The sequence below is a fragment of the Pseudomonas sp. S12(2018) genome (genome assembly GCF_024355235.1).
Lineage (GTDB): Bacteria > Pseudomonadota > Gammaproteobacteria > Pseudomonadales > Pseudomonadaceae > Aquipseudomonas > Aquipseudomonas palmensis.
This window is the reverse complement of the sequence record NZ_QLAD01000006.1, coordinates 367,908-388,161: the sequence shown is the minus strand read 5'-3', so window position 1 is coordinate 388,161 and position 20,254 is coordinate 367,908. Positions and strand designations below refer to the sequence as shown.

Genomic DNA, 20,254 nt, shown 5'->3' with positions numbered 1-20,254 from the left:
CCGTAACCTTTGCCTCATCGCATCGCGAACCAACGGAGTCAACCATGCAAGACATCATCGACGGTTTCCTTAAATTCCAGCGCAATGCCTTTCCTGAACGTGCCGGTCTGTTCAAAGACCTGGCCAACCAGCAGAGCCCACGGGCGCTGTTCATCTCCTGCTCCGACAGCCGGCTGGTGCCGGAGCTGGTCACACAGCGTGAGCCGGGCGACCTGTTCGTCATCCGCAATGCGGGCAACATCGTGCCGTCCTACGGCCCTGAGCCAGGCGGTGTGTCCGCCTCGGTGGAGTACGCGGTCGCAGCCTTGAAAGTCAGCGACATCGTGATCTGCGGGCATTCCGACTGCGGCGCCATGACCGCCATCGCCACCTGCAAATGCCTGGACAACATGCCCGCCGTGGCCGGCTGGTTGCGCTACGCCGATTCCGGTCGGGTGGTCAACGAGGCCCGCCAGCATGTCGACCAGCATGCCAAGGTCGCCTCGATGGTGCGCGAAAACGTCATCGCGCAGTTGGCCAATATCCAGACACACCCCTCGGTACGCCTCGCGCTGGAAGAAAAGCGCGTGACGTTGCATGGCTGGGTCTACGACATCGAAAGCGGCTGCATCCAGGCCTTCGACAGCCGCACCGGCAAGTTCGTGTCGCTGGCCGAAAGCCCTACCGCTTGCGTTGCTACCCACTAACCCTCGTTTCTACCCACGGAGATATCACCATGATCCAATCACAAATCAACCAAGACACTCGCCTTGCCCTGACCGACGTCATCCTGTTGGCCAAGGCCCGCAAAGACCTGTCGTTCGCTCAGATTGCCGAAGGCACCGGCCTGCACGAAGCTTTTGTCACCGCCGCCTTGCTTGGTCAGCACCCGCTGCCGGCCAACGCAGCCCAGGTGGTTGCCGACACCCTGGGCCTCGACGCCGATGCCGTGCTTCTGCTGCAAAGCATTCCGCTGCGCGGCAGCATCGGCAACGGCATTCCTACCGACCCAACCATCTACCGCTTCTACGAAATGATTCAGGTCTACGGCACCACGCTCAAGGCGCTGGTTCACGAGAAGTTCGGCGACGGCATTATCAGCGCCATCAACTTCAAACTGGACGTCAAGAAGGTCGATGACCCAGACGGCGGCTCCCGCGCGGTGATCACCCTGGATGGCAAGTACCTGCCGACCAAACCGTTCTGATCACCCCACCCAGGGGCCCGGCGCTGCATGGCTGCCGGGCTCCATGTTCTTGAAAATGTGGAGGAGGGCCTCTGAACATGAAGGCGTTACCTGTACTGATAGCGGGCTTTTTCTGTGCTGCGGCGATGGCCGACGAACCGATACCGGTTGAGCAATACAGCTACGCCCAGCACCTGGACATCGCCCGCGTCATTTCCATCAGCGAAGTCGCGCACGTCTGCGCCGTGGTACCTGTGCTCATGACGTATGAAGACTCCAAGGGCCAGAAACACATTCTTGAATACCGAGTGATGGGTAACGGCTGTTCCAACGGTTGAGCTGCCCATGGTTCGTTTTTTACCGATGCGCCTTGGGGCAGCATCATAGAGGGCCAACGTCATGGATCTGATCTTTCGCAATGTGCGCATCGACGATACAAAACCGCTGATGGACGTAGCGGTGCACCACGGCAAGATTGTCGAGATCGCGCCGACAATTTCAGTGCAGGCCGTGCAGGAAATCCAGGGCCACGGCCACGTGCTGATCCCGGGCTTTGTCGAAGGGCACCTGCACCTGGAAAAAGCCAACATCATGCACCGCAAGGCCAATCGCTCCGGCACGTTGAAGGAGGCGATAGCGGTTACCGCCGAGCTCAAACCCACGTTGACTCGCGACGACATTCTCGCGCGCTCCACTCAAGCACTACGTGCGTTGGTGCAGTCCGGCACTACCCACGTACGCGCCCACGCCGAATTCGACCCGGTGCAAGGCTTCACCGGCTTTGATGTGGTGCTGGAACTGCGCGACAAGCTGCGCGACGCCATCGACATCCAGGTGGTGGCCTTCCCGCAGGAGGGAATACTGAAACTGCCGGGCATGCAGGCAATGATGGTTGAGGCCATGGAGAAGGGCGCAGATGTAGTGGGCGGCATTCCCTACAACGACGACTCGGCCCATGACCACATCGACTATGTATTCAACCTGGCCAGGCGCTACGGCAAGGACATCGACTTCCATCAGGACTTCGCCGACAACGCCGAACACATGACCATTGAGTACCTGGCGCGCAAGACCATCGAGCAAGGCTATCAAGGGCGCGTATGCGTCGGTCACCTGACCAGCCTGGGTGCCGTGGCGCCGCACAAACAGCGGGAGATCATTGCCTTGATTCGCGAGGCTGGCATCAGCGTCATGTGCCTGCCCGCCACCGACTTGCACCTCGGTGCGCGCGGCGACAGCCATGACGTGCGCCGTACCCTGACGCCGGTGCGGGCCCTGCGTGATGGCGGCGTGAATGTGTGCCTTGCCACCAACAATATTCGCAACGCATTCACCCCGTTTGGCACCGGCGACTTGCTCAACATCGCGCAATTGGCGATTCCGGCCTGTCACCTGGGCGGGGCGGATGACCAGGCCACGGTACTGTCGATGCTCACTACCCATCCGGCGAAAGCGCTGGGGTTGAAGGATTATGGGTTGGTGCCGGGTGCGCCTGCTGACGTGGTGTTGCTGGAGACGCATTCGGTGGGTGACGTGATTCTCGACCTGCCCACACGGTTGATGGTGCTAAAGCGCGGGAAGATCGTGGCGACGTCGGCCTGTCAGCGTTCGGTGGCTTTCTGATCCAGTTCGATGCAAGCGACTGGTCGTGGGGAGCTGTTACTTCGCTCGCCCACCACCCGGCTCACCCCGCACGAACTGCCTGGCCGTTCAACATGAAGATACTGGTGAGCATAGGGTCCGTCCAAGCGGCCGTTACAGCCGCTTGAAATCGCCCTATCGACCACTGCTCACGGCTAGTTCTCGTAGCGCAGCGTGACGGCAAAGTTGCGGGGTTCGCCGTAATAGTTTCCGGTGTCCTGGCTGAAAATCGCGGTGTAGTACTTCTCGTCGAAAACGTTGTTGAGGTTCAACTGAACGCTCAGGTTCTGGTCGATCCGGAAGTTGGCATTCAAGTCCACAAGGTTGTAGGCACTCTGCGAAATACTGTTCAGGTACAGCTTGCTCTGATGGTACACGCTGGTTCCGACTCGCCATTGGTCCAGGCTACCTGGCAACTGGTAGGTGGTGGCGGCCTTGAACAGTCGCTGTGGCGAGTTCTCTGTGCCATAGGTGTCACCCTTCCTGCTACCCGCCACGTATTTTGGATGGCTGTAGGTGTAGCCCATGGAGGCATTCCACCCGGGCATCAACTCGCCCGAGACCTCGGCATCGAACCCGCGGTTTCGTACTTTGGCGCCCTCGGTGTAGCACCGCGAATCGCGCGTGGGCCCACACACGCGCCCAGCCTCGGGCACGACCTGCGCAAGGCCTGTCTGATCCACCTGGAACAGCGCCAGGGAGGTATTGAGCCTGCCATCGAACAGTTCGTTTTTTACGCCCACTTCGTAGTTGCTGCCCGTTGTGGGTTCGAGCAGTTTGTTGTCGACGCTGTAGTTGCTCTGCATCTTGTAGATCTCGGTATAGCTGGCATACACCGAGGTAGTGTCATTGACGTCGTAGACGATGCCGCCGTAGGGGATGATCTTGCGGTTTTCCCTGAAGCGGTCCGTCTCCCACGGGCCCTGGGTGTCGTAGTCGACCCAACTCAAGCGGCTGCCCAGAATCACGTGCAGATCATCGAATGGGTTCAGGCGAGTGGCTGCATAGATCCCCTTGTCCTTGCGCACATGTCGACTGGGCGTCAGGCTGCCGACTATCTGCGGTTTCGGGAATGTGGAGGTATCGAAGTCCAGAATGTCGACGATAGGGTTCACGCTGGACGAGCCTGTGACGTATTGCAGCCTGTCACGCCGCAAGTTGGTACCGATCACCACCTCATGCTTGCGCCCCAGCAGGTTGAACGCACCGTTGAGCGCCGCGTCGAGATTGATCTGTTCATCATCGTAGCGGGCGCTGTTCGGCCAGTACTGCATCGTCGAGTCGGTGTCCTTGGTGTGGTACCCAACCTGAGCGAGAAAATCCGAATTGGACCAAATCAGGTTGGTGGCGACGGTGAGGTTCCAGTCCTCATTGAAGCTGTGCTTGATATCGGCAAAGACGTTGCGGTTGATCTTGTCCAGGTACGCCCACTTTCCAGCGAACGACTTCGACCGCGAGAAGTTGTATGAGCTGCCATCCAGGTGGGTAGGCAAACCGCCCCAATCGTAGCCGCCACTGTTGTCCTGCTGGAAGGACGCCCCCACTGCAACCGTGGTCGAGTCATTCAGGTCGACTTCGCCGATGGCGTAGAACAGTTGGTTGTCCTTGTCAGCGTAGTCCTGATAGCTGTTTCGACTGTTGTACATCAGGACCGTACGGCCACGCACGGTGCCCTCTGCGTTCAAGGGGCCGCCAACGTCGAGTTGCGTGCGGTAGTTGTCCCACGAGCCAGCACCGATCTCTGCCTTGAGCCGGTATTCACGCGTCGGTCGCTTGCGAACCATGTTGATGGCCGCTGACGGATTACCTGCCCCTTGCATCAGGCCGTTTGCGCCTCGGACAATCTCCACCCGGTCATACATGGCCATGTTGTTCACCGACATGACGTCCATCGAGAAGCTTTCCGTGACGCTGCTCGGCAGGCCGTCGAATTGCAGGTCGTCGACCTGGAACCCTCGCGAGTAGTAAAGCGGACGCTCAGTGCCGAACCCCTTGACCGTGCTGATGCCCGTGGCTGCCCTTGCAACGTCTTCCAGGGACTGCATGTTCTGGTCGTCCATCTGCTGACGCGTGACGACGCTGATCGACTGCGGCGTTTCGCGCAGCGAGAGATTCATCCGCGTCGCTGTGGTGGTGTTACCTGTGGTGTACGACCCCGAATCCTCGGTGATGGCGCCCAGCCCCGAGCCTGTCACGTTGGTCGCGTCCAGTTGCAATGAACCCGACGGTGCAGCCGGCAGCAGCACATAGCTGTTGTCCCCACCTGCAACCGCCTGCAACCCGGACCCGCTCAGCAACACGGCAAAGCCCTGGTCGATGCTGTAGCGGCCATTGATGCCCCGGCTCTGCTTGCCTTCGGTCAGCCCGTTGTCGAACGACAGCACCACGCCTGCTTCGGTGGCAAAGCTGTTCAGCACAGTGGCCAGCGCCCCGGCTTCAATGGCAAATTCCTGCTGATGCAGCGTACGGGCTGTTACCTGGCCTTCAGCCGCGTGGCCAAGTGCTGGAGTGGCCATCAACAACGATGCGCCAAGTAGGGCAAGGCATAGCGCGCTTGGGGTGTTCAACGTGGCGGTGCAGAAGCCTGGAAGGGGATGCTGCATGCTTACTCCTGATGCGGTTGTTGGCATTTTGTGAGGTGTCTGCAAAAGGAGTCGCGTAGCCGAGAGGAAAGTGACAACGCGTTTCGAAATTTTTTCCTGGCCTGATTTTCACGGCCAGAAGTCGATTGCTCTCAGGCCATCATTTCACTATATTGCGATTAATTCTTATTCACTGTTTGGCCTGGATATGCCGTCTGGCAACCTTATCGCGACCCTCTACAACGACCATCAACCCTGGCTCATCAGTTGGCTGCGCAAGCGCACCGGGTGTTCGCAGGCGGCGGCAGACTTCGCCCAGGACACCTTTGTTCGCGTGCTGCTCGCCGAGCGCCGTGAACCCCGGGCGGCCATGCTCAATGAGCCTCGGCATTTTCTGGTAACCATCGCCAAGCGGGTAATGATCGACAGTTTTCGCCGTCAGTCGGTGGAGCGTGCCTATCTGGAAGTGCTCGCCGCGCAGCCCGAGTCGTTCGAGATTTCTGCCGAAGAACAGCTTTCGTTGCTCCAGACACTTCTGGAGCTGGATCGCATGCTTGACGGCCTGGGCGTGAAGGCCAAAACGGCGTTCCTGATGTCGCAAGTGCAAGGGCTGACCTACCCTCAAATCGCCGAGCACCTGCAGGTGTCCGCCAGCTCGGTAACCAAGTACATGGCCCGGGCCACCGAACGCTGCCTCCTGTACCTGGTGGACAATCCGTGGTGACCACCGACGCCCAGCGCCAAGCACTTCGCCATGCGGCGCAGTGGTTCGCGCAGCTGTGCGCGAACCCCGAAGACGCGGCGCTGCGCGCGCAGTGGCAACGCTGGCACTGCCGGAGGGCGGAGCATGAATGGGCATGGCAGCAGTTGACCGAATTGCAGGCGCGCCTGGGCGGCATGCCGCAGCAGTTGGCCTGGAACGTCATGGAAAAGTCCACGCTGCGCGAAAGCGGCCCGAATCGCCGCACGCTACTCAAGGGGCTGTTGCTGGGCGCCGGTGCCAGTTCATTGGCATGGCAGGGATATGACGTTGCGCCCAGATGGATGGCCGACCTCAGAACACGCACCGGAGAACAGCGCCAAGCGGCTCTTGCCGACGGCACCCTGCTGGTATTGGATACCGATACCGCGCTGGATGTACTGTTCAATGCCAGCACGCGCTTGCTGGTGCTTCGGGCGGGGGAGGTTCATGTAACCACCGGCAAGGACTCACGTCCGTTGCTGGTGCGCAGTGCACAGGGTGATCTGCGCGCATTGGGCACTCGCTTCGCCGTGCGCCAACTCGACGGGCTGACACGCCTCAGCGTCTACCAGCATGCCGTTGCGGTCCGTCCGGAGCAGGCTGAAGGCGAGGTCGTGATCGAGCAAGGGCAATCGGTGACATTTGATCGTCAGCGACTGTTTGCCACGCAGCCATTGAAAAAAGGCGAAGAGGCCTGGGCTCAGGGGCGGCTGGTAGTGGAGGGCTGGAGGCTGGATACACTCATCAACGAGTTGCAGCGCTATTGCCCCGGCTATCTAGGCTGCGCCTCGGAGGTCAGCCACTTGCGGGTGTCGGGCTCGTATTCGCTTGGCAACATCGAGCTGACATTGAACACTATCGCCCGTTCGTTACCCATCCGAATCCAGCAGATTACCCGTTACTGGACGCGCATCCTGCCGGTTTGATGATTTACGACTTTCGAAGGCCGGTGGCTCAGACATCGGCTCGCACGGTCCGCTTTTGGCACCACTGCCGCTCGGCCAGCAACTCACCCACCGAGCGGCAACCCGTTTCACACGCCAGCTTCGCCTATTTCAACGGAACGTAGATATCCGTCTGCCATTGATCCTGCGGTGTTTCGGGAAACACGCTCAGGTAATGGAAGAACAACGGGTGATCCCGAAGCTCTTCGTTACTGGAGGGTAGCCAGTCGCGGTAAAGCGGGTAGATGGATTCTCCGATGTAGTCAGGCGACCCCGTATGGCGAATCACGGCGCAACGCCCTGCCGGGATGACCCGTTCATGCACGCCGAATTCGTTGGGCAGCACGGCCTCGTCTATCTCGCCGCAAATCGCGAACCTGAAGGCCTCTGCGGGCGTGGTATCGGGATTGTCATAGGGGATGCCAAACGAGCGGCTCACGGCCACTGGCGACTGACCGCTCTGCATGCGCCACTGACGAAAACGACTGACGCTTTGACTGACGAGGCCGGGCGCCCCGCAATGTTCAAGCGCCGCCACGCGGGTTTCGGCGAACGTCACGATACGGATCTGCATGGTGATACTCCTGGAAAAGTGAGGGACAACGAAGACCGCATTCCAGACCTGCCAGCTCGGTGCCTTGGCGAACGCACTCGGCGCCATGCCAAAGGCGCGCCTGAACGCCCTTGAAAAGGCCTCGGGGCTTTCGAAGCCAGCACCCAGTGCTGTCTCCAGCACGGACTGACCCGGTGAACCGACCAGTTGATGCGCAGCGCGCCGAAGCCTCATCAACTGCACATACTGTGCAACCGGCACGCCTACATACGCCGTGAATTGCCGGTGAAAATGAAACACCGAGAAGTTGGCGACGCGGCTCAGTGCATTCACCGAGAGATCGCCCTCGAGGCAGGTATCGATATAGGCGAGTACGGCGTCGAACCGTTTTGCGTAGGCATGGCTGTTGCTTGAGTCGGTCACCGAACAAAACCTCCTGAAGATACGGTGAGCAATAGCATCCGCCTTTGCCCCCTCGTCGTGCCTAGCCGGGTTTGCTCTGATAGGGGTTGCTGCCCCTATGCAAGCCGAGCCAGTTCCCGCGCCACCATCGCCGCCTGCTGCGCACTGGCAACATTGGTAAACCCCATTACCAGCCCGTGCCTGGGCGCACCTGCCAGGTACCACTGCGATAGCGGCTCCACCGCCAGCCCGGCGGCCCGTGCGCGCTTGGCCAGTTTTACATCGTCCACGCCGGGCAAACCGGCTACCAGGTGCATGCCGCCTGCCTGGGTATCGATCAGCAAACGCTCGCCCAACTGCTGCTGCAATGCCTCGATCAGCCATTGCCGGCGCCGGGCGTACAGATTGCGCATCTTGTTCAGGTGCCGCGCAAAGTGGCCTTCGTTGATAAACGCCGCCACGGTGGCCTGCAGCAGGTGAGGGCAGTGGTTGTGCAGCCGGTCGGCCTGGCGGGCGAAGGCCTCGCATTGCTGCGCCGGCACCACCAGGTAGGCCAGACGCAATCCGGGGAACAGCACCTTGCTGAAGGTGCCGGTGTAGAGCACGCGGCCCTGCTGGTCGAGGCTCTTGAGGGCGGGCAGGGGCTTGCCGCGATAACGGTATTCGCTGTCGTAGTCGTCCTCGATGATCCAGCTGCCTTGCCGGTTGGCCCACGCCAGCAGCGCCAGCCGGCGCGGCAGCGACAGCGACACGCCCAGCGGGCTCTGGTGGGTGGGGGTGACCACGGCAAAGCGCGCATCCACCGCGCGGGCGATGCCCTGTTCCACATCCAGGCCCTGGTCGTCCACGCTGACGGGCACCAGCTGCGCGCCGGCTTCCTGCAGGGCGTTGCGGGCCATGAAGTAGCCGGGTTCCTCGAGCCAGCAGCGGTCGCCCGGCTGCATCAGCGTATGGCAAATCAGGTCGAGGCAGGCGCGATAGCCGGCGCACACGAACACCTGCTCGGGGCGGCAGGTGATGCCCCGCGAGATGCCCAGGTAAGTGGCAATCGCCGCCCGTAGCGGTGCGTGGCCGCGTGGGTCCGGGTACACCAGGCTTTCCAGGCCGCCTTGACGCAGTTGCCGGCCGGCCAGCCGCGTCCACAGCTTGCGCGGGAAGGCGTCCAGGGCCGGCAGGCCCATCTGCAAGGGCAGTGGCAGCTCGCCGGAATGGGTGGTCGGGTAGGTGCTGGCGGATACGCCAGGGCCTAGCTGGGGTGGGGCAACCGGGGTCAGTTGCGGGGTGACCACCGTGCCGGCGGCGCCGCGCGCCATCAGGTAGCCTTCGCCGATCAACAACTGGTAGGCCGCCTCCACGGTGCCCCGCGCCAGGTTCAGCTCGGCGGCCAGGGCACGAACGGCCGGTACGCGATCACCTGGGCGCAGGCGGCCGTCGGCGATGGATTCGCGAAAGCGCTGGTAGAGCTGGCGATAGATCGGCGCCTGCTGGCTGCGGTCCAGTTCGAAGGAAAGCATCTTGGCCTAGTCGTTTATTCATTTTTCGGCCCTGTAGCTTAAGCCATTGCTTGCTTAAAGTGGGCGCTCTTGAAAAGCGGACGACGACCATGGCCTACACCCTTCAACACCTCGAAAGCCACGCAGCCTTTGAAGCCAGCTTTGAACTGATGCGTGTACTGCGCCCGCACCTCACTGACCTGGCCGCCTATGTGGCGCAACTGCAGCGCCAGGCCGCCCAAGGCTATCGCTTGCTGGCAGCATGGGAGGGTGAACAGGTGGTGGGCCTGGCAGGCTACCGTCCGCTGGAAAACCTGCTGTACGGGCGCTTCATCTATGTCGATGACCTGGTGGTAAGCCCCGACCTGCAACGCGGCGGCCTGGGCGCGCAGTTGCTGAACGCCGTGCGTGAAGAGGCGCTGCAGCGCGGTTGCGATCACTTCGTGCTGGATACCGGCCTGCACATGCCGCTGGCCCAGCGCTTCTATTTTCGCCAGGGGCTGCTGGCCCGTGGCATGCACTTCACCCAGAGCCTTAAGCCGGGGAGCCCGCAATGAACAACGTACTGCTGCTCAACGCCAGCCCGCAGGGGGCGGTGTCCCATGCCAATCAACTGGCGCTGGAGCTGGTCGCCACCTTGCGCCGGCGCCACCCCGAGCTGCAACTGATCGAGCGTGATCTGGGCGCGAGCCCGCTGCCCCCGCTCGATACCGATTACGCCCGCGCCCTGACCACCCGCACGCCATTCGACGCACCCACTTTCGCGGTGTCCGAGGCGTTGATCCAGGAACTGGAGCGCAGCGATGTGCTGCTGATTGCAACGCCCATGCACAACTTCATGCTGCCGGCCGCGCTCAAGCTGTGGATCGACTACGTGCTGCGCATTCACCGCACCTTCAGTGCCGGCCCGCAGGGCAAGGTCGGCTTGCTGCGTGACCGCCCGGTGTACGTGCTGGTGGGCTCCGGTGGCATTCACCTGGGCGAGGCGGCGCGCCAACCGGACTTTCTCACGCCGTACCTGCGCCATGTACTCAACACCCTCGGGCTGTTCGACCTGCACTTCACCTACCTGCAGGGCCTGGTAGGCGGCGAGCAGGCGGTGCGTAGCGCAATCGACGCCGGCCGCGCGCGCCTGGCGCTGGAGCCCTTGTTCAACCCACAGGTTTGCGCCTGATCCCTTTCACTTCACTGGAGTTTCACCATGAGCCAACTCAGACTGCCGTTCGCTTCCCTGTCGCCTGAGGCCTACCAAGGCCTGCTCGCCACCAACAACGCACTGGCCGCCAGTTCCCTGGGCCTGCCATTGATCGAACTGGTGTACTTGCGCATTTCGCAGATCAACGGCTGCGCCTTCTGCCTGGGCAAGCATTCGCAAACCCTGCGTGACAGCGAGGTGGCGCAAGCCAAGCTCGATTGCCTGGCCGGCTGGCGCATCAGTGGGCTGTTCAACGAGCGCGAGCGCGCCGCACTGGCCTGGGCCGAGACGCTGACCCATGTCAGCGAAAAGGGCGCACCCGATGCGTTGTACGAGCCCTTGAAAGCCCATTTTTCCGACGTCGAGATTTCCGACCTGACCTTGGCGGTGGCGTTGATGAATGCGTTCAACCGGCTGGCCATCGGCATGAACCTCTGACCGCACCCGGTAAGGGCGCTGCGTCGGCGACACCTCGTGTGGCGTACGCGCCCTTCAGCGTTCCCTGCGAATCGTCGTCAGCAGCACCACGGCAATCGCGCAGGCGAGCCCTGCACCGGCCATCGCCACGTGAAACCCATGCTCCATCGCCGGCCCATACAGCACCTCGATAACGGGCGAACCACTGGAGGCCACCCCGTGGGTGATCGCTTGCCGTGCCGCGTGTGTGGCACCGCTGATGCCTTGAGCGTCCGCCAGGCTGACCAGCTTGCGCATGGCCTCACTGCTCATCAGCGCGCCAAGAAAGGCGACGCCCAGGGTCATGCCCATCTGGCGCAGGGCGTTCATGGTGGCAGACGCGGTACCGGCCAGGCCCGGCGGCGCAGCCGCCATCACGGCCATGCTGGTGGCGGGCAACGCCAGCCCCGCACCCAACCCCAGCAGGCCGAACAGCGTGCCGACGACCCAATAGGGGGTATGCGCGGTGAAACCTGTCATGGCGCCCATTGCCACGGCGCTAATGCCGTAACCGGCTACCATCAGCCAGCGCACGGAGAGGGCGGTGCTCAGGCGCCCATACAGGATCGACACGCACCCCGTGACCGCAAACAGCGGCATCATTCGCCAGCCGGTTTCAATCGCCGACCAGCCCTGGATGTTCTGCAGGTAGAGCGAGAAGAAGAACAGGCTGCTGTAGTACGAAAAACCCAGGGCAAACGAGGCGAAGTTGACGATGGCAAAGGCCCGTTGGCGAAACAGCGGCAGGGGCAGCAAGGGGCGTTTGACCCGCAGTTCCACCCGCATGAACAACCCAAACCCAAGCAGCGAAAGCGGCAGTGCTATCAGTGATGCGTTGCTGGCGAACCCCTGTTCGCCGGCCTCTATCAGCCCATAGGTCAACGCGGCCAGGCACAGCACGCTGAGGGCTTGCCCGGCCGGGTCCAGGGCTGCGTGCTCCGGGTATTTGCGTTCACTGATGCCCCAGACGCCCAGGCCTATGGCAATGATGCCCAGGGGCAGGTTGATCATAAAAATGCTCTGCCAGCCCAGGGTGTGCAGCATCAGCCCACCAAGCAACGGGCCCAGAATCAACGCCAGCGCACTGAAGGCCGACCAGCCGCCAATCACGTGCGCGCGCTCCTTCGGGTCGGGGAAGGCGTTGCACAGGATAGGCATCGCGCCGGGTATCAGCAGCGCGCCGGCCAGCCCCTGTACCGCGCGCCCGGCCAGCAGCAGGTCAAGCGAGCTGGCCAGGGCACACAGCGCTGAGCCCGCGGTAAACAGCACCACACCCGCCAGCCATGCCCGCTTGTGCCCGTAGCGATCCGCCAGCGGGCCGGACGACAGCATGAACGCCGAGAGGCAGAGGGTGTAGGCATTGACCACCCATTGAAGGCCCGCGATATCGGTCTGCAGTGCCTCCTGCAAGGTCGGCAGCGCGACATTCACGATGCTGATGTCGAGCGAGGCCAGGAAGGTGCCCAGGTAGGCAGCACACAAGGCTGCGAAACGGCGCGAGTGCCTGTCGGCTGAAGCGTGGGGTGAGTTGACGCGATCAATGTTCATGCCCCGATAGTATTAATCGACTGACCGTCGGTCAATGACGATTCGGGTATTTTGGATGCCTCCGCAGGATCAGTCCTTTAGACTGGGTTCATTTGCCCGAATTTGCGAATCAGCCGATGAAAGTTAAAACACCCGCAAAAGCATTGCCGGCCAAGGTGAATGCCCAGCCCAGGACCAAGCCTGCCGAGGTACGGCTTGACGAGTTGATGGCTGCGGCCGAGCAGCTGTTTCTTGCGCAGGGGGTAGAGGCCACCACGATCAACCAGATCGTCGAGTTGGCGCAGGTTGCCAAGGGCACGTTCTACCACTACTTCGCGTCCAAGAACGAGATGCTCGATGCGCTGGGCAAGCGCTACACCGAGCAGTTCATGCTCAGCCTGGAGAAGGCCATGGCGCACTGCGCCGCAGATGACTGGGCCGACCGGCTGCGCGTATGGATTCACGCCAATGTCGAAACCTACGTGGCCACCTTCCGTACCCACGACATCGTGTACACCAACCACCACCATCACGACCGCGCCAACCCGGCCAAGAACGCCATCCTCGACCAGTTGCTGGATATCATCGAAGGTGGCACTGCGGCCGGTGTGTGGGCGCCGCAGCAGCCCAGGGTCGTGGCACTGCTGATCTATTCGGGCGTGCACGGCGCCACCGACGACATCATCGCCACCCAGGCGAAGGACTGCGCCCCCTTCGCCCAGGCCGTTTCGGATGCGTGCCTGCGCATGCTGTCACCGGCCGCGGGCGCCCGCTGAGTTCAGCCCACGGTGCGGCGTGAGTAACCCGGCTGGGGCACTTGCAAACCCAAGTGCTCGCGCAGCGTGGCGCCGCTGTAGGCGGTTCTGAGCAGCGTGCGCCGCTGCAGTTCGGGCACTACCTGCTCGACAAACTCGGTAACGCCGCCAGGCAGGTGCGAGAACATCACGTTGAAACCGTCTGCTGCGCCGTTGTCCAGCCACACCTGCATCTGGTCGGCCACCATCGATGGCGTGCCGACCATTTCAAGCCCCTGGTAGCCGCACGCACGCCGGGCCAACGCCAGGATGCTCAACTGCTCGCGTTGGGCCAGTGCCACCAGCCGGTCGCGACCGCTCTTGCTGGCATTGCTCGCTGGCATCGGTGGCAGCGGGCCGTTGCTGTCGCAGTCGGTGATGTCGTGCCCCAGGGCAATGGACAACGTCGCCAGGCTGCTCTGGTCATCCACCAGCTCATCCAGGCGCTGGCGTTTGGCCTGGGCTTGCGCAAGGGTGTTGCCCAGCACCACGAACACCGCCGGGATGACCTTCACGCCCGCCGCACGCTTTGCCTGGCGGGCGCGGGCCTGCAGGTCGGCGTAGAACGCCTGCGCCGAGGCCAGGTCGGTCTGGTAGGTGAACACCACCTCGGCCGTTTCGGCGGCGATCTGCCGGCCGGCTTCGGAGGCCCCGGCCTGCACGATCACCGGCCGGCCCTGCACCGGGCGCGGCACATTGAGTGGGCCCCGCACCAAGAAGCACGCGCCCTGATGGTCAAGTACATGCATTTTGTGCGGGTCGAAGTAGACGCCGCGTTCGGCGTCCCGGCAAAACGCATCCTCGTCCCAGCTTTCCCACAGCCCGTTCATCACATCGCAGAACTCGCGGGCCCGCTGATAACGGTCGGCGTGGGCCATGTGCTCGGCCTCGCCGAAATTGGCGGCCTCGTTGGGGTTGCTGGAGGTGACCAGGTTCCAGCCGCAGCGGCCTGCGCTGATCAGGTCGAGCGAAGCCAGCCGGCGCGCCAGCATGTAGGGCTCGTTGTAGGTGGTGCTGGCGGTGCCGATCAGGCCCAGATGCCGGGTTGCCGCCGCCAGCGCGGGCAGCAGGGTCAGCGGGTCGAGCGTGGCCACGCTGTGGCTGCGCACCAGCGACACCAACGGCGCGGCCCGCAGTGCCAGCGAGTCGGGCAGGAACAGGCCGTCGAAGCAACCTTGCTCCAGGGTCTGCGCGAACCACTTCATGTGCTCGAAGCTGGCCTGGAAGCCCGGCTGTGCGCCAGGGTAACGCCAGGCGCCGGCATGAATACTGGGCATGGCCAGCAGGATGAGTTGACGGTGCGCTTCAGTCATCGGGCAGCCCTGTGTTCAGTGATTGTCGGGTCGAGTGGTCCACCACCAGAAACGGGTGGCCCTGCGTGCAACGTTCCAGTCGCGCCTGCACGCCATACACCTGCTTGAGCAGGGCGGGGGTCAATATGTCGAGGGGCGATCCGCTCGCATGCACCTTGCCGGCGTGGATCACCACCACATGGTCGGTAAAGCGCAGCGCATGGTTGAGGTCGTGAATGGCCATCACCACACACATGCGGTGCTGCACCGCCAGGCGGCGCAGCAGGTCGAGCACCTCGAACTGGTTCTGCAGGTCCAGGGCGCTGGTGGGTTCATCCAGCAGCAGCACACGCGGTTGGCGTATCAGTGCCTGGGCAATCGACACCAGCTGGCGCTGCCCGCCACTGAGTGCGGCCAGTTCCCGGTCTGCCAGCGCATTGATCTCCAGGGCCTGCAGCATCTGCGTCACGGCGTCCATCTCGGCGCCGGCAACCGACCATCCGCCGCCTTGCTTGCTGGCCAGCAGCACCGCTTCGAACACCTTCAGCGAAGAGCCGGTGGAAAGGTCCTGGGGCACATGCGCAGGCCGATTGGGGTGATGTAATGGCCAGGCCTGTACTGCCTGGCCTTCGATCTCCACCGTACCGCCGCCGTGCAGTTCGCCGGCAATGCGGCGTAGCAAGGTGGACTTGCCCGCGGCATTGGAGCCCAGCAAGGCGGTGACGCTGCCGGTGCGCAACGGGCCGAAACTCACCCCCTGCAGCACCGTTCGCGTACCGAACACGGCCGATACGTCGCGCACATTCAATAGCTCGGTCATCGTTGGCGGGTCCGTAGTATCAGGGTGAAGAACAGCGGCACGCCCGCCAGCGAGGTGACGATGCCGATGGGCAGAGTCTGCCCGGCCACCAGCGACTTGCTCAGCACCGAGGCCGCCGACAGCATCAATGCTCCGCACAGTGCAGAGGCCGGCAGCAAAAAGCGCTGGTCTTCCCCCACCAGCATGCGTGCGATGTGCGGGCCCACCAGGCCCACGAAGCCGATGGTGCCGACAAACGACACACACACCGAGGCCAGCAGGCTTGCCAGCAGGATGCCGCGCAAGCGCAGCCGCGCTACCGGCACGCCCAGGCTGGTGGCGCGCGCTTCGCCAAGGCGCAGGGCGGTGAGTGCCCAGGCCTGGCGGGCGAAGGCCAGCGACACCAGCACCAGCACCCCACTCATGATGCCCAGCTTTGGCCAGTTGCTGCGCGACAGGCTGCCCATGGTCCAGAACACCACGGCCGACAGCGCCTGATCGGGGGCCACGTATTGCAGTGCTTCAAGCAGGGCGGTGAAGGTGAACACCAGGGTGGTGCCCAGCAGCACGATCATCTCGGTGGTGATGCCGCGCTTGCGGCTCAAATGGTGAATGAACAGGGCCGCGGCCATCGAGACCAGAAACGCATTGACCGGGATCGCGAACGCCACCGCCGATGCGGGCAGCACGCTGACCCCCAGGATCAGCCCGAGCGCCGCGCCGAAGCTCGCCGCGGCCGACAGGCCCAGGGTGAAGGGGCTGGCCAGCGGGTTGCCGAGCACCGTCTGCATGTGCGCGCCGGCGACCGAAAGGCTGGCCCCGACCACCAGCGCCGTGAGCGCCACCGGCAGCCGGATGTCCCACAGAATCACGCGGATCGCCAGTGATGCGTCGCTGTTCCACACACCGGACAGCACCTGCAATGCGCTGTAGCGTGCCTGGCCGATGGACAGGTCGAGCACAAAGCAGGCGACGGTCAGTGCAGCGATACCCGCCAGCAGCACCAGGCGTCGCCTGGTCAGGCGTTGATACACAAGGCGGCCCTGGGCAAGCGAGGCGGGCGGCCCGAGGGTGATGGGTTCAGTCATGCGGGGGCTCCACCCAGGCTTATCCAGTAGCCGGGCTGATAGGGGACGGGCAGGAATCGCGCATGCAGCTCGCGAAAGGTGGCGCCCGGGTCCAGGTCGGCAAACAGCTCGGGGTGCAGCCACTTGGCGACCCGCTGCAGTGCGATGAAGTAATAGGGGTTGTCGTAGAACGGGTGCCAGATCGCGTGAACCTTGCCTGCCTGCACCGCGCGCAAGGTTCGGTAGGCTGGTCGCTGCATCAGCCGGCCCAGGCGCGCCTTGCCCTCTGCCGGGTCAGCCCCCGGCCCCAGATTCACCCAGTCGCCGGCGGGCGAATACAGCGACCAGTTGGCGCCGGTGACGATCACCACATCCGGGTCCGAAGCGATCACCTGTTCCGGGTGCAGGGTGCCGAAGGTGCCGTGCACGAAGGCGCTGCCCAGGTTGGCGCCCCCGGCCGCCGTCACCAGCTCGCCGAAGTTGCCGTCGCCGTAGGTCAGGCAGCAATCCTCGTACAGGCCCGCCGCGCGTTCGATCATCACACTGGGCTTTGTGCGCAGCGACTCCAGCGGTACCGTCACCCGGGCTATCTGCTGCTGGCGAAATTGCAGGAACGCACGGGCACGCTCAGGCCGCCCCAGCAGGTTCCCGAGTATCTCGATACTGCGGGCAGTGTTGGCGAACATCCGGGTGCGAAAGTCCACGAACACCACCGGGACGCCCACCTGAGCCAGGCGCGTCATCAGACCTGACGATTCGGCAGCCTGCCTGGAACTCAGGTTCATCACCACCACGTCCGGCTCCAGCGAGATCGCCAGCTCGCTGCCGATCGAGTCCAGCGTGGCGCTGGGGAAGGAGGGGATGCCGGCAATCTGCGGGAACGCGCGCAGATAAGCCTGATAGCCGTCCAGGTCGGCGGCGCGAAAGTTGTCGCCCCAGCCCACGACCTCGGCAAACGGCTCGTGCGGGCGCAGCAATGCCACCACGTAGGCCAGCGGCCCGTCACCCAGCAGGATGCGTCGGGCCGGTGCGTCGATGCGCACCGTGCGCCCGGCAACATCCTCGATCACCTGCGAGGCTCGGCTGGCCGTCGCCAGGCCGCTGCCTGCAACCATCAAGCCGGCGGCCAGCAGGCCGCGCAGCACCTCGCGCCTTGAGCGCGCAGCCGTGTGCATGACGCTCACCAGCGGTAATTCAGGCTGGCGCTGACCGTGCGGTCCTGGCCGATGAAGCAGTACATCTGCGAGCTGCAACTGGCCACGTACTGCTTGTTGGCCAGGTTGCTCACGTTGAGCGCGAGCGCCGAACCCTTCAAATCGCTCAGCACGCGCCCCAGGTCGTAGTTCAGCGCCACGTCCACCAGCGTGACGCCAGGTACCTTGAACGTGTTGGATGGGTCGCCCCAGGTGTCACCCAGGTAGCGCACCCCGCTGCCCAGTTGCAGCCCGGCCAACGGGCCGCGGTCGATCAGGTGGTCCAGCCACAGGGCAGCGCTGTGCTGCGGCGTTTGTACCAGGCTCTTGCCCTGGTAGCGGGTGTCCTTGGTCAACGTGTTGTCGAGGTAGGTGTAACTGGCGATCAGGTGGGTGTGTTCGGCGATTTCTCCGGTGGCCTGCAGGTCCAGGCCGCGGGTGCGAACTTCCCCCGCCTGATTGCTGAAGCCCAGGTGCTCGGCATCGCTGGTTTTGACGTTGGCCTGGTTGAGCTGGAAAACCGCCGCACTGAGCAGGGTTTTTGCGTCTTGCGGTTGGTACTTGATGCCGACTTCGGTTTGCTTCGACTCCACAGGCACGAACGCAGAGCCGCTGTAGTCGGTGCCCAGCAGCGGGTCGAACGAGGTGGAATAGCTGATGTAAGGCGCAACCCCTGCATCGAACTGATAGCTCAAGCCCGCGCGGCCGCTCCACTTCTTGTCGTACTGGCGGGTGGTACGCGCGATGGGCGAATAGCTGTTGGTTTCGTCGTCGGTTTTCGACCAGTCGTGCCGCGCGCTGAGCGTCAGGCGCCAGCGGTCGTAGGCGATCTGGTCCTGCAGGTAGACGCCCTCACGGGCCAGTTCCTGCTTGACGCGCCAGGGGGCAGCCCGGCTTGCGCTGAAGTCGGGCACGATGTTGGGTCGATAGCGGGAGCCGTAAGGGTCGAACAGGACAGGGCCGACGCTGTACAGATTGTTGCGCAGCGTGCCCTTCGAATAGTCGACGCCTGCCAGCAGCGTGTGCGTGGTAGGGCCGAGCTCGACGTCGCCGCGCAGGTTGTTGTCCATCGACAACGTGTTCACTTTTGCCGACGTCTGCTCGTAGGTGCCCTTGAGCTGCGGGCGGCCGTTCACCTCCTGATAACCGTAGACAATGCCGCGCTGCAGGTCGGAGTCGATGTACATGTAGCGGGCATTGCTGGTGAAGGTCCAGCCGTTGGCAAGCTCATGCTCGAACAGCGAGCTCACTGAGTTCTGCCGGCGCGACGAGTCTTCGAAATTCATGTCGGTGAAGTTTCTTCGACGGTTGATTTTCGGGTACGGGCTGTTGTTCAACCCCAGCACGGCGGCCGGCAGGCTGTTGTAGTTGGGCAATTGCGGTTCGCGGGAGTGGGTCGCCATCAGCGTCCATGAGGTGTGCTCGTCAGGCAGCCAGGTCAGCGAGGGTGCCAGGTACGCGCGCTCGTGGTGCATGTCTTCAACCTGGCCGTTGCTGTCCAGGCCGCTTGCGGTAAAGCGGTAGAGCAGGGTCTGCGCCTGGTTGAGCGCCCCGGTACTGTCGAAACCGATGTGTTTGCGTTGGAAGCTGCCGTATTGAACGCTCAGCTCATGGGCCGCCTCGGCCTGGGGTTTACGGCTGACCTGGTTGACGATGCCGCCACCGGTGCCTTGCCCATAGATCGAGGCCGACGGGCCGCGCAGCACTTCGACGCGCTCCAGGGTGTAGGGGGCGATTTGCGGCAGCCAGCTGCCGGCGTTGCTGATGATGCGCAGGCCGTCGAGGTAATAGTCGGCATCGACCCCGCGAATGCGCGTCAGGTCGATGTAGTCGCCGAACCCGCCAAATTTCTCGCTGGTGGCACCTGCGGTGTAACGCAGCGCCGCACTGGTGCTGGCCGGCTGCTGCAGGTCCATCTGCTGGCGCGTTACCACCGAGACCGATTGCGGGGTTTCCAGGATCGAGGTGTTGGTCTTGGTACCCACGCTCGACGCCTCGGCCACATAACCGTGCACCGTTTCGTTGTGCCCGCTGGCGGGGCTGGCCCCGGTGACGTTGAGGGCCGGCAGCGTGTAGGCGCCGTCGGCTTCGCTCGAGCCCGAGGGCTGATCATCTGCTGCCTGGGCGGCGGCCGTGCCGAACACCATCAATGCGGTAGCGACAACGGTGCAGCGCTGCACCGCAAAACGCAGTGCGCACGGTGTCGCCGAGGGGGGTGAGGCGGGGGAGAGGATGCAGTTCATTGCGGCCTTCAAACCTGACAGGGGAGGAAAATCAGGGCGCAACTATAAGTGCCGACCGACCGTCGGTCAACGTGAATGATTGTTATTTGCTCCATTGCGCCGGGCGGTTTGCCTGTTTGCGGCAATGGCCGACAAGGCCCACTGCTAACCGAATGGGTGGCGGGAC

19 protein-coding genes are annotated in these 20,254 nt (G+C 63.3%); 10 read left to right on the top strand and 9 right to left on the bottom strand.

Features of this window, described 5'->3' with window-relative positions:
- The first annotated feature begins 44 nt into the window (after nt 1–44).
- From DN388_RS16895 to DN388_RS16880, 4 genes are all read left to right on the top strand, one after another.
- Nucleotides 45–686, top strand: a complete 642-nt coding sequence (locus DN388_RS16895) for a carbonic anhydrase (protein ID WP_054914637.1) — start codon at nt 45–47, stop codon at nt 684–686.
- A 29-nt stretch (nt 687–715) separates the two neighbouring features.
- The gene (gene cynS / locus DN388_RS16890; RefSeq protein ID WP_255001266.1) at nt 716–1,186 is read left to right on the top strand and encodes a cyanase; all 471 of its coding nucleotides are present in this window, start codon (nt 716–718) and stop codon (nt 1,184–1,186) included.
- A 77-nt stretch (nt 1,187–1,263) separates the two neighbouring features.
- Entirely contained in the window at nt 1,264–1,503 is a 240-nt protein-coding gene (locus DN388_RS16885) for a DUF2790 domain-containing protein (RefSeq protein WP_116054323.1), read from the top strand.
- Between the two features lie 61 nt (nt 1,504–1,564).
- Nucleotides 1,565–2,788 carry an amidohydrolase family protein gene (locus DN388_RS16880; RefSeq protein ID WP_054914635.1) on the top strand — a complete coding sequence of 408 codons (1,224 nt, stop codon included), beginning with the start codon at nt 1,565–1,567 and terminating at the stop codon, nt 2,786–2,788.
- Nucleotides 2,789–2,961: 173 nt separating this feature from the next.
- Here DN388_RS16880 and DN388_RS16875 read toward each other — a convergent pair whose 3' ends face one another.
- Nucleotides 2,962–5,409 carry a TonB-dependent receptor gene (locus DN388_RS16875; protein WP_255001262.1) on the bottom strand — a complete coding sequence of 816 codons (2,448 nt, stop codon included), beginning with the start codon at nt 5,407–5,409 and terminating at the stop codon, nt 2,962–2,964.
- Between the two features lie 187 nt (nt 5,410–5,596).
- Here DN388_RS16875 and DN388_RS16870 point away from each other — a divergent pair, with 187 nt between their 5' ends.
- Nucleotides 5,597–6,112 carry a sigma-70 family RNA polymerase sigma factor gene (locus DN388_RS16870; RefSeq protein ID WP_054914633.1) on the top strand — a complete coding sequence of 172 codons (516 nt, stop codon included), beginning with the start codon at nt 5,597–5,599 and terminating at the stop codon, nt 6,110–6,112.
- A complete protein-coding gene (locus DN388_RS16865; protein WP_116055385.1) occupies nt 6,109–7,056 on the top strand; it encodes a FecR domain-containing protein in 948 nt (315 codons plus the stop codon). The genes DN388_RS16870 and DN388_RS16865 overlap by 4 nt, the downstream gene beginning before the upstream one ends.
- Before the next feature lie 124 nt (nt 7,057–7,180).
- Here the strand turns inward: DN388_RS16865 and DN388_RS16860 are convergent, their stop codons facing one another.
- On the bottom strand, nt 7,181–8,050 hold the full coding sequence (locus tag DN388_RS16860; RefSeq protein ID WP_229589495.1) for a GyrI-like domain-containing protein: 870 nt from the start codon (nt 8,048–8,050) through the stop codon (nt 7,181–7,183).
- Nucleotides 8,051–8,145: 95 nt separating this feature from the next.
- Nucleotides 8,146–9,543 carry a PLP-dependent aminotransferase family protein gene (locus tag DN388_RS16855; protein WP_058540087.1) on the bottom strand — a complete coding sequence of 466 codons (1,398 nt, stop codon included), beginning with the start codon at nt 9,541–9,543 and terminating at the stop codon, nt 8,146–8,148.
- A gap of 89 nt (nt 9,544–9,632) precedes the next feature.
- On the opposite strand from DN388_RS16855, the gene DN388_RS16850 reads away from it, so the two are divergent.
- The 3 genes from DN388_RS16850 to DN388_RS16840 are packed head-to-tail and all read left to right on the top strand — an operon-like array spanning nt 9,633 to nt 11,155.
- The gene (locus DN388_RS16850; RefSeq protein WP_255001257.1) at nt 9,633–10,079 is read left to right on the top strand and encodes a GNAT family N-acetyltransferase; all 447 of its coding nucleotides are present in this window, start codon (nt 9,633–9,635) and stop codon (nt 10,077–10,079) included.
- Nucleotides 10,076–10,696: an FMN-dependent NADH-azoreductase gene (locus tag DN388_RS16845; protein ID WP_255001255.1), complete on the top strand. Its 621-nt coding sequence runs from the start codon at nt 10,076–10,078 to the stop codon at nt 10,694–10,696. The genes DN388_RS16850 and DN388_RS16845 overlap by 4 nt, the downstream gene beginning before the upstream one ends.
- A 27-nt stretch (nt 10,697–10,723) precedes the next feature.
- The gene (locus tag DN388_RS16840; protein WP_043861401.1) at nt 10,724–11,155 is read left to right on the top strand and encodes a carboxymuconolactone decarboxylase family protein; all 432 of its coding nucleotides are present in this window, start codon (nt 10,724–10,726) and stop codon (nt 11,153–11,155) included.
- A 54-nt stretch (nt 11,156–11,209) separates the two neighbouring features.
- On the opposite strand, the gene DN388_RS16835 is transcribed toward DN388_RS16840, so the two are convergent.
- Nucleotides 11,210–12,721, bottom strand: a complete 1,512-nt coding sequence (locus DN388_RS16835) for an MFS transporter (protein WP_255001253.1) — start codon at nt 12,719–12,721, stop codon at nt 11,210–11,212.
- A 116-nt stretch (nt 12,722–12,837) separates the two neighbouring features.
- Here DN388_RS16835 and DN388_RS16830 point away from each other — a divergent pair, with 116 nt between their 5' ends.
- Nucleotides 12,838–13,476 (top strand): TetR/AcrR family transcriptional regulator, encoded by a 639-nt coding sequence (locus tag DN388_RS16830; RefSeq protein ID WP_255001251.1) that lies wholly within the window; start codon nt 12,838–12,840, stop codon nt 13,474–13,476.
- Between the two features lie 2 nt (nt 13,477–13,478).
- On the opposite strand, the gene DN388_RS16825 is transcribed toward DN388_RS16830, so the two are convergent.
- From DN388_RS16825 to DN388_RS16805, 5 genes are read right to left on the bottom strand one after another with little or no spacing between them, the layout of a single operon-like run.
- On the bottom strand, nt 13,479–14,807 hold the full coding sequence (locus DN388_RS16825; RefSeq protein ID WP_255001249.1) for an LLM class flavin-dependent oxidoreductase: 1,329 nt from the start codon (nt 14,805–14,807) through the stop codon (nt 13,479–13,481).
- Entirely contained in the window at nt 14,800–15,606 is an 807-nt protein-coding gene (locus DN388_RS16820) for an ABC transporter ATP-binding protein (protein ID WP_255001247.1), read from the bottom strand. The genes DN388_RS16825 and DN388_RS16820 overlap by 8 nt, the downstream gene beginning before the upstream one ends.
- Nucleotides 15,603–16,673, bottom strand: coding sequence for an iron ABC transporter permease (locus DN388_RS16815; RefSeq protein WP_255001245.1), 1,071 nt, complete (start codon nt 16,671–16,673; stop codon nt 15,603–15,605). The genes DN388_RS16820 and DN388_RS16815 overlap by 4 nt, the downstream gene beginning before the upstream one ends.
- The gene (locus DN388_RS16810; protein WP_255001243.1) at nt 16,670–17,827 is read right to left on the bottom strand and encodes an ABC transporter substrate-binding protein; all 1,158 of its coding nucleotides are present in this window, start codon (nt 17,825–17,827) and stop codon (nt 16,670–16,672) included. The genes DN388_RS16815 and DN388_RS16810 overlap by 4 nt, the downstream gene beginning before the upstream one ends.
- A gap of 5 nt (nt 17,828–17,832) precedes the next feature.
- Complete coding sequence (locus DN388_RS16805) at nt 17,833–20,088, bottom strand: TonB-dependent siderophore receptor (RefSeq protein WP_255001241.1); 2,256 nt, start codon at nt 20,086–20,088, stop codon at nt 17,833–17,835.
- Between the last annotated feature and the right edge of the window lie 166 nt (nt 20,089–20,254).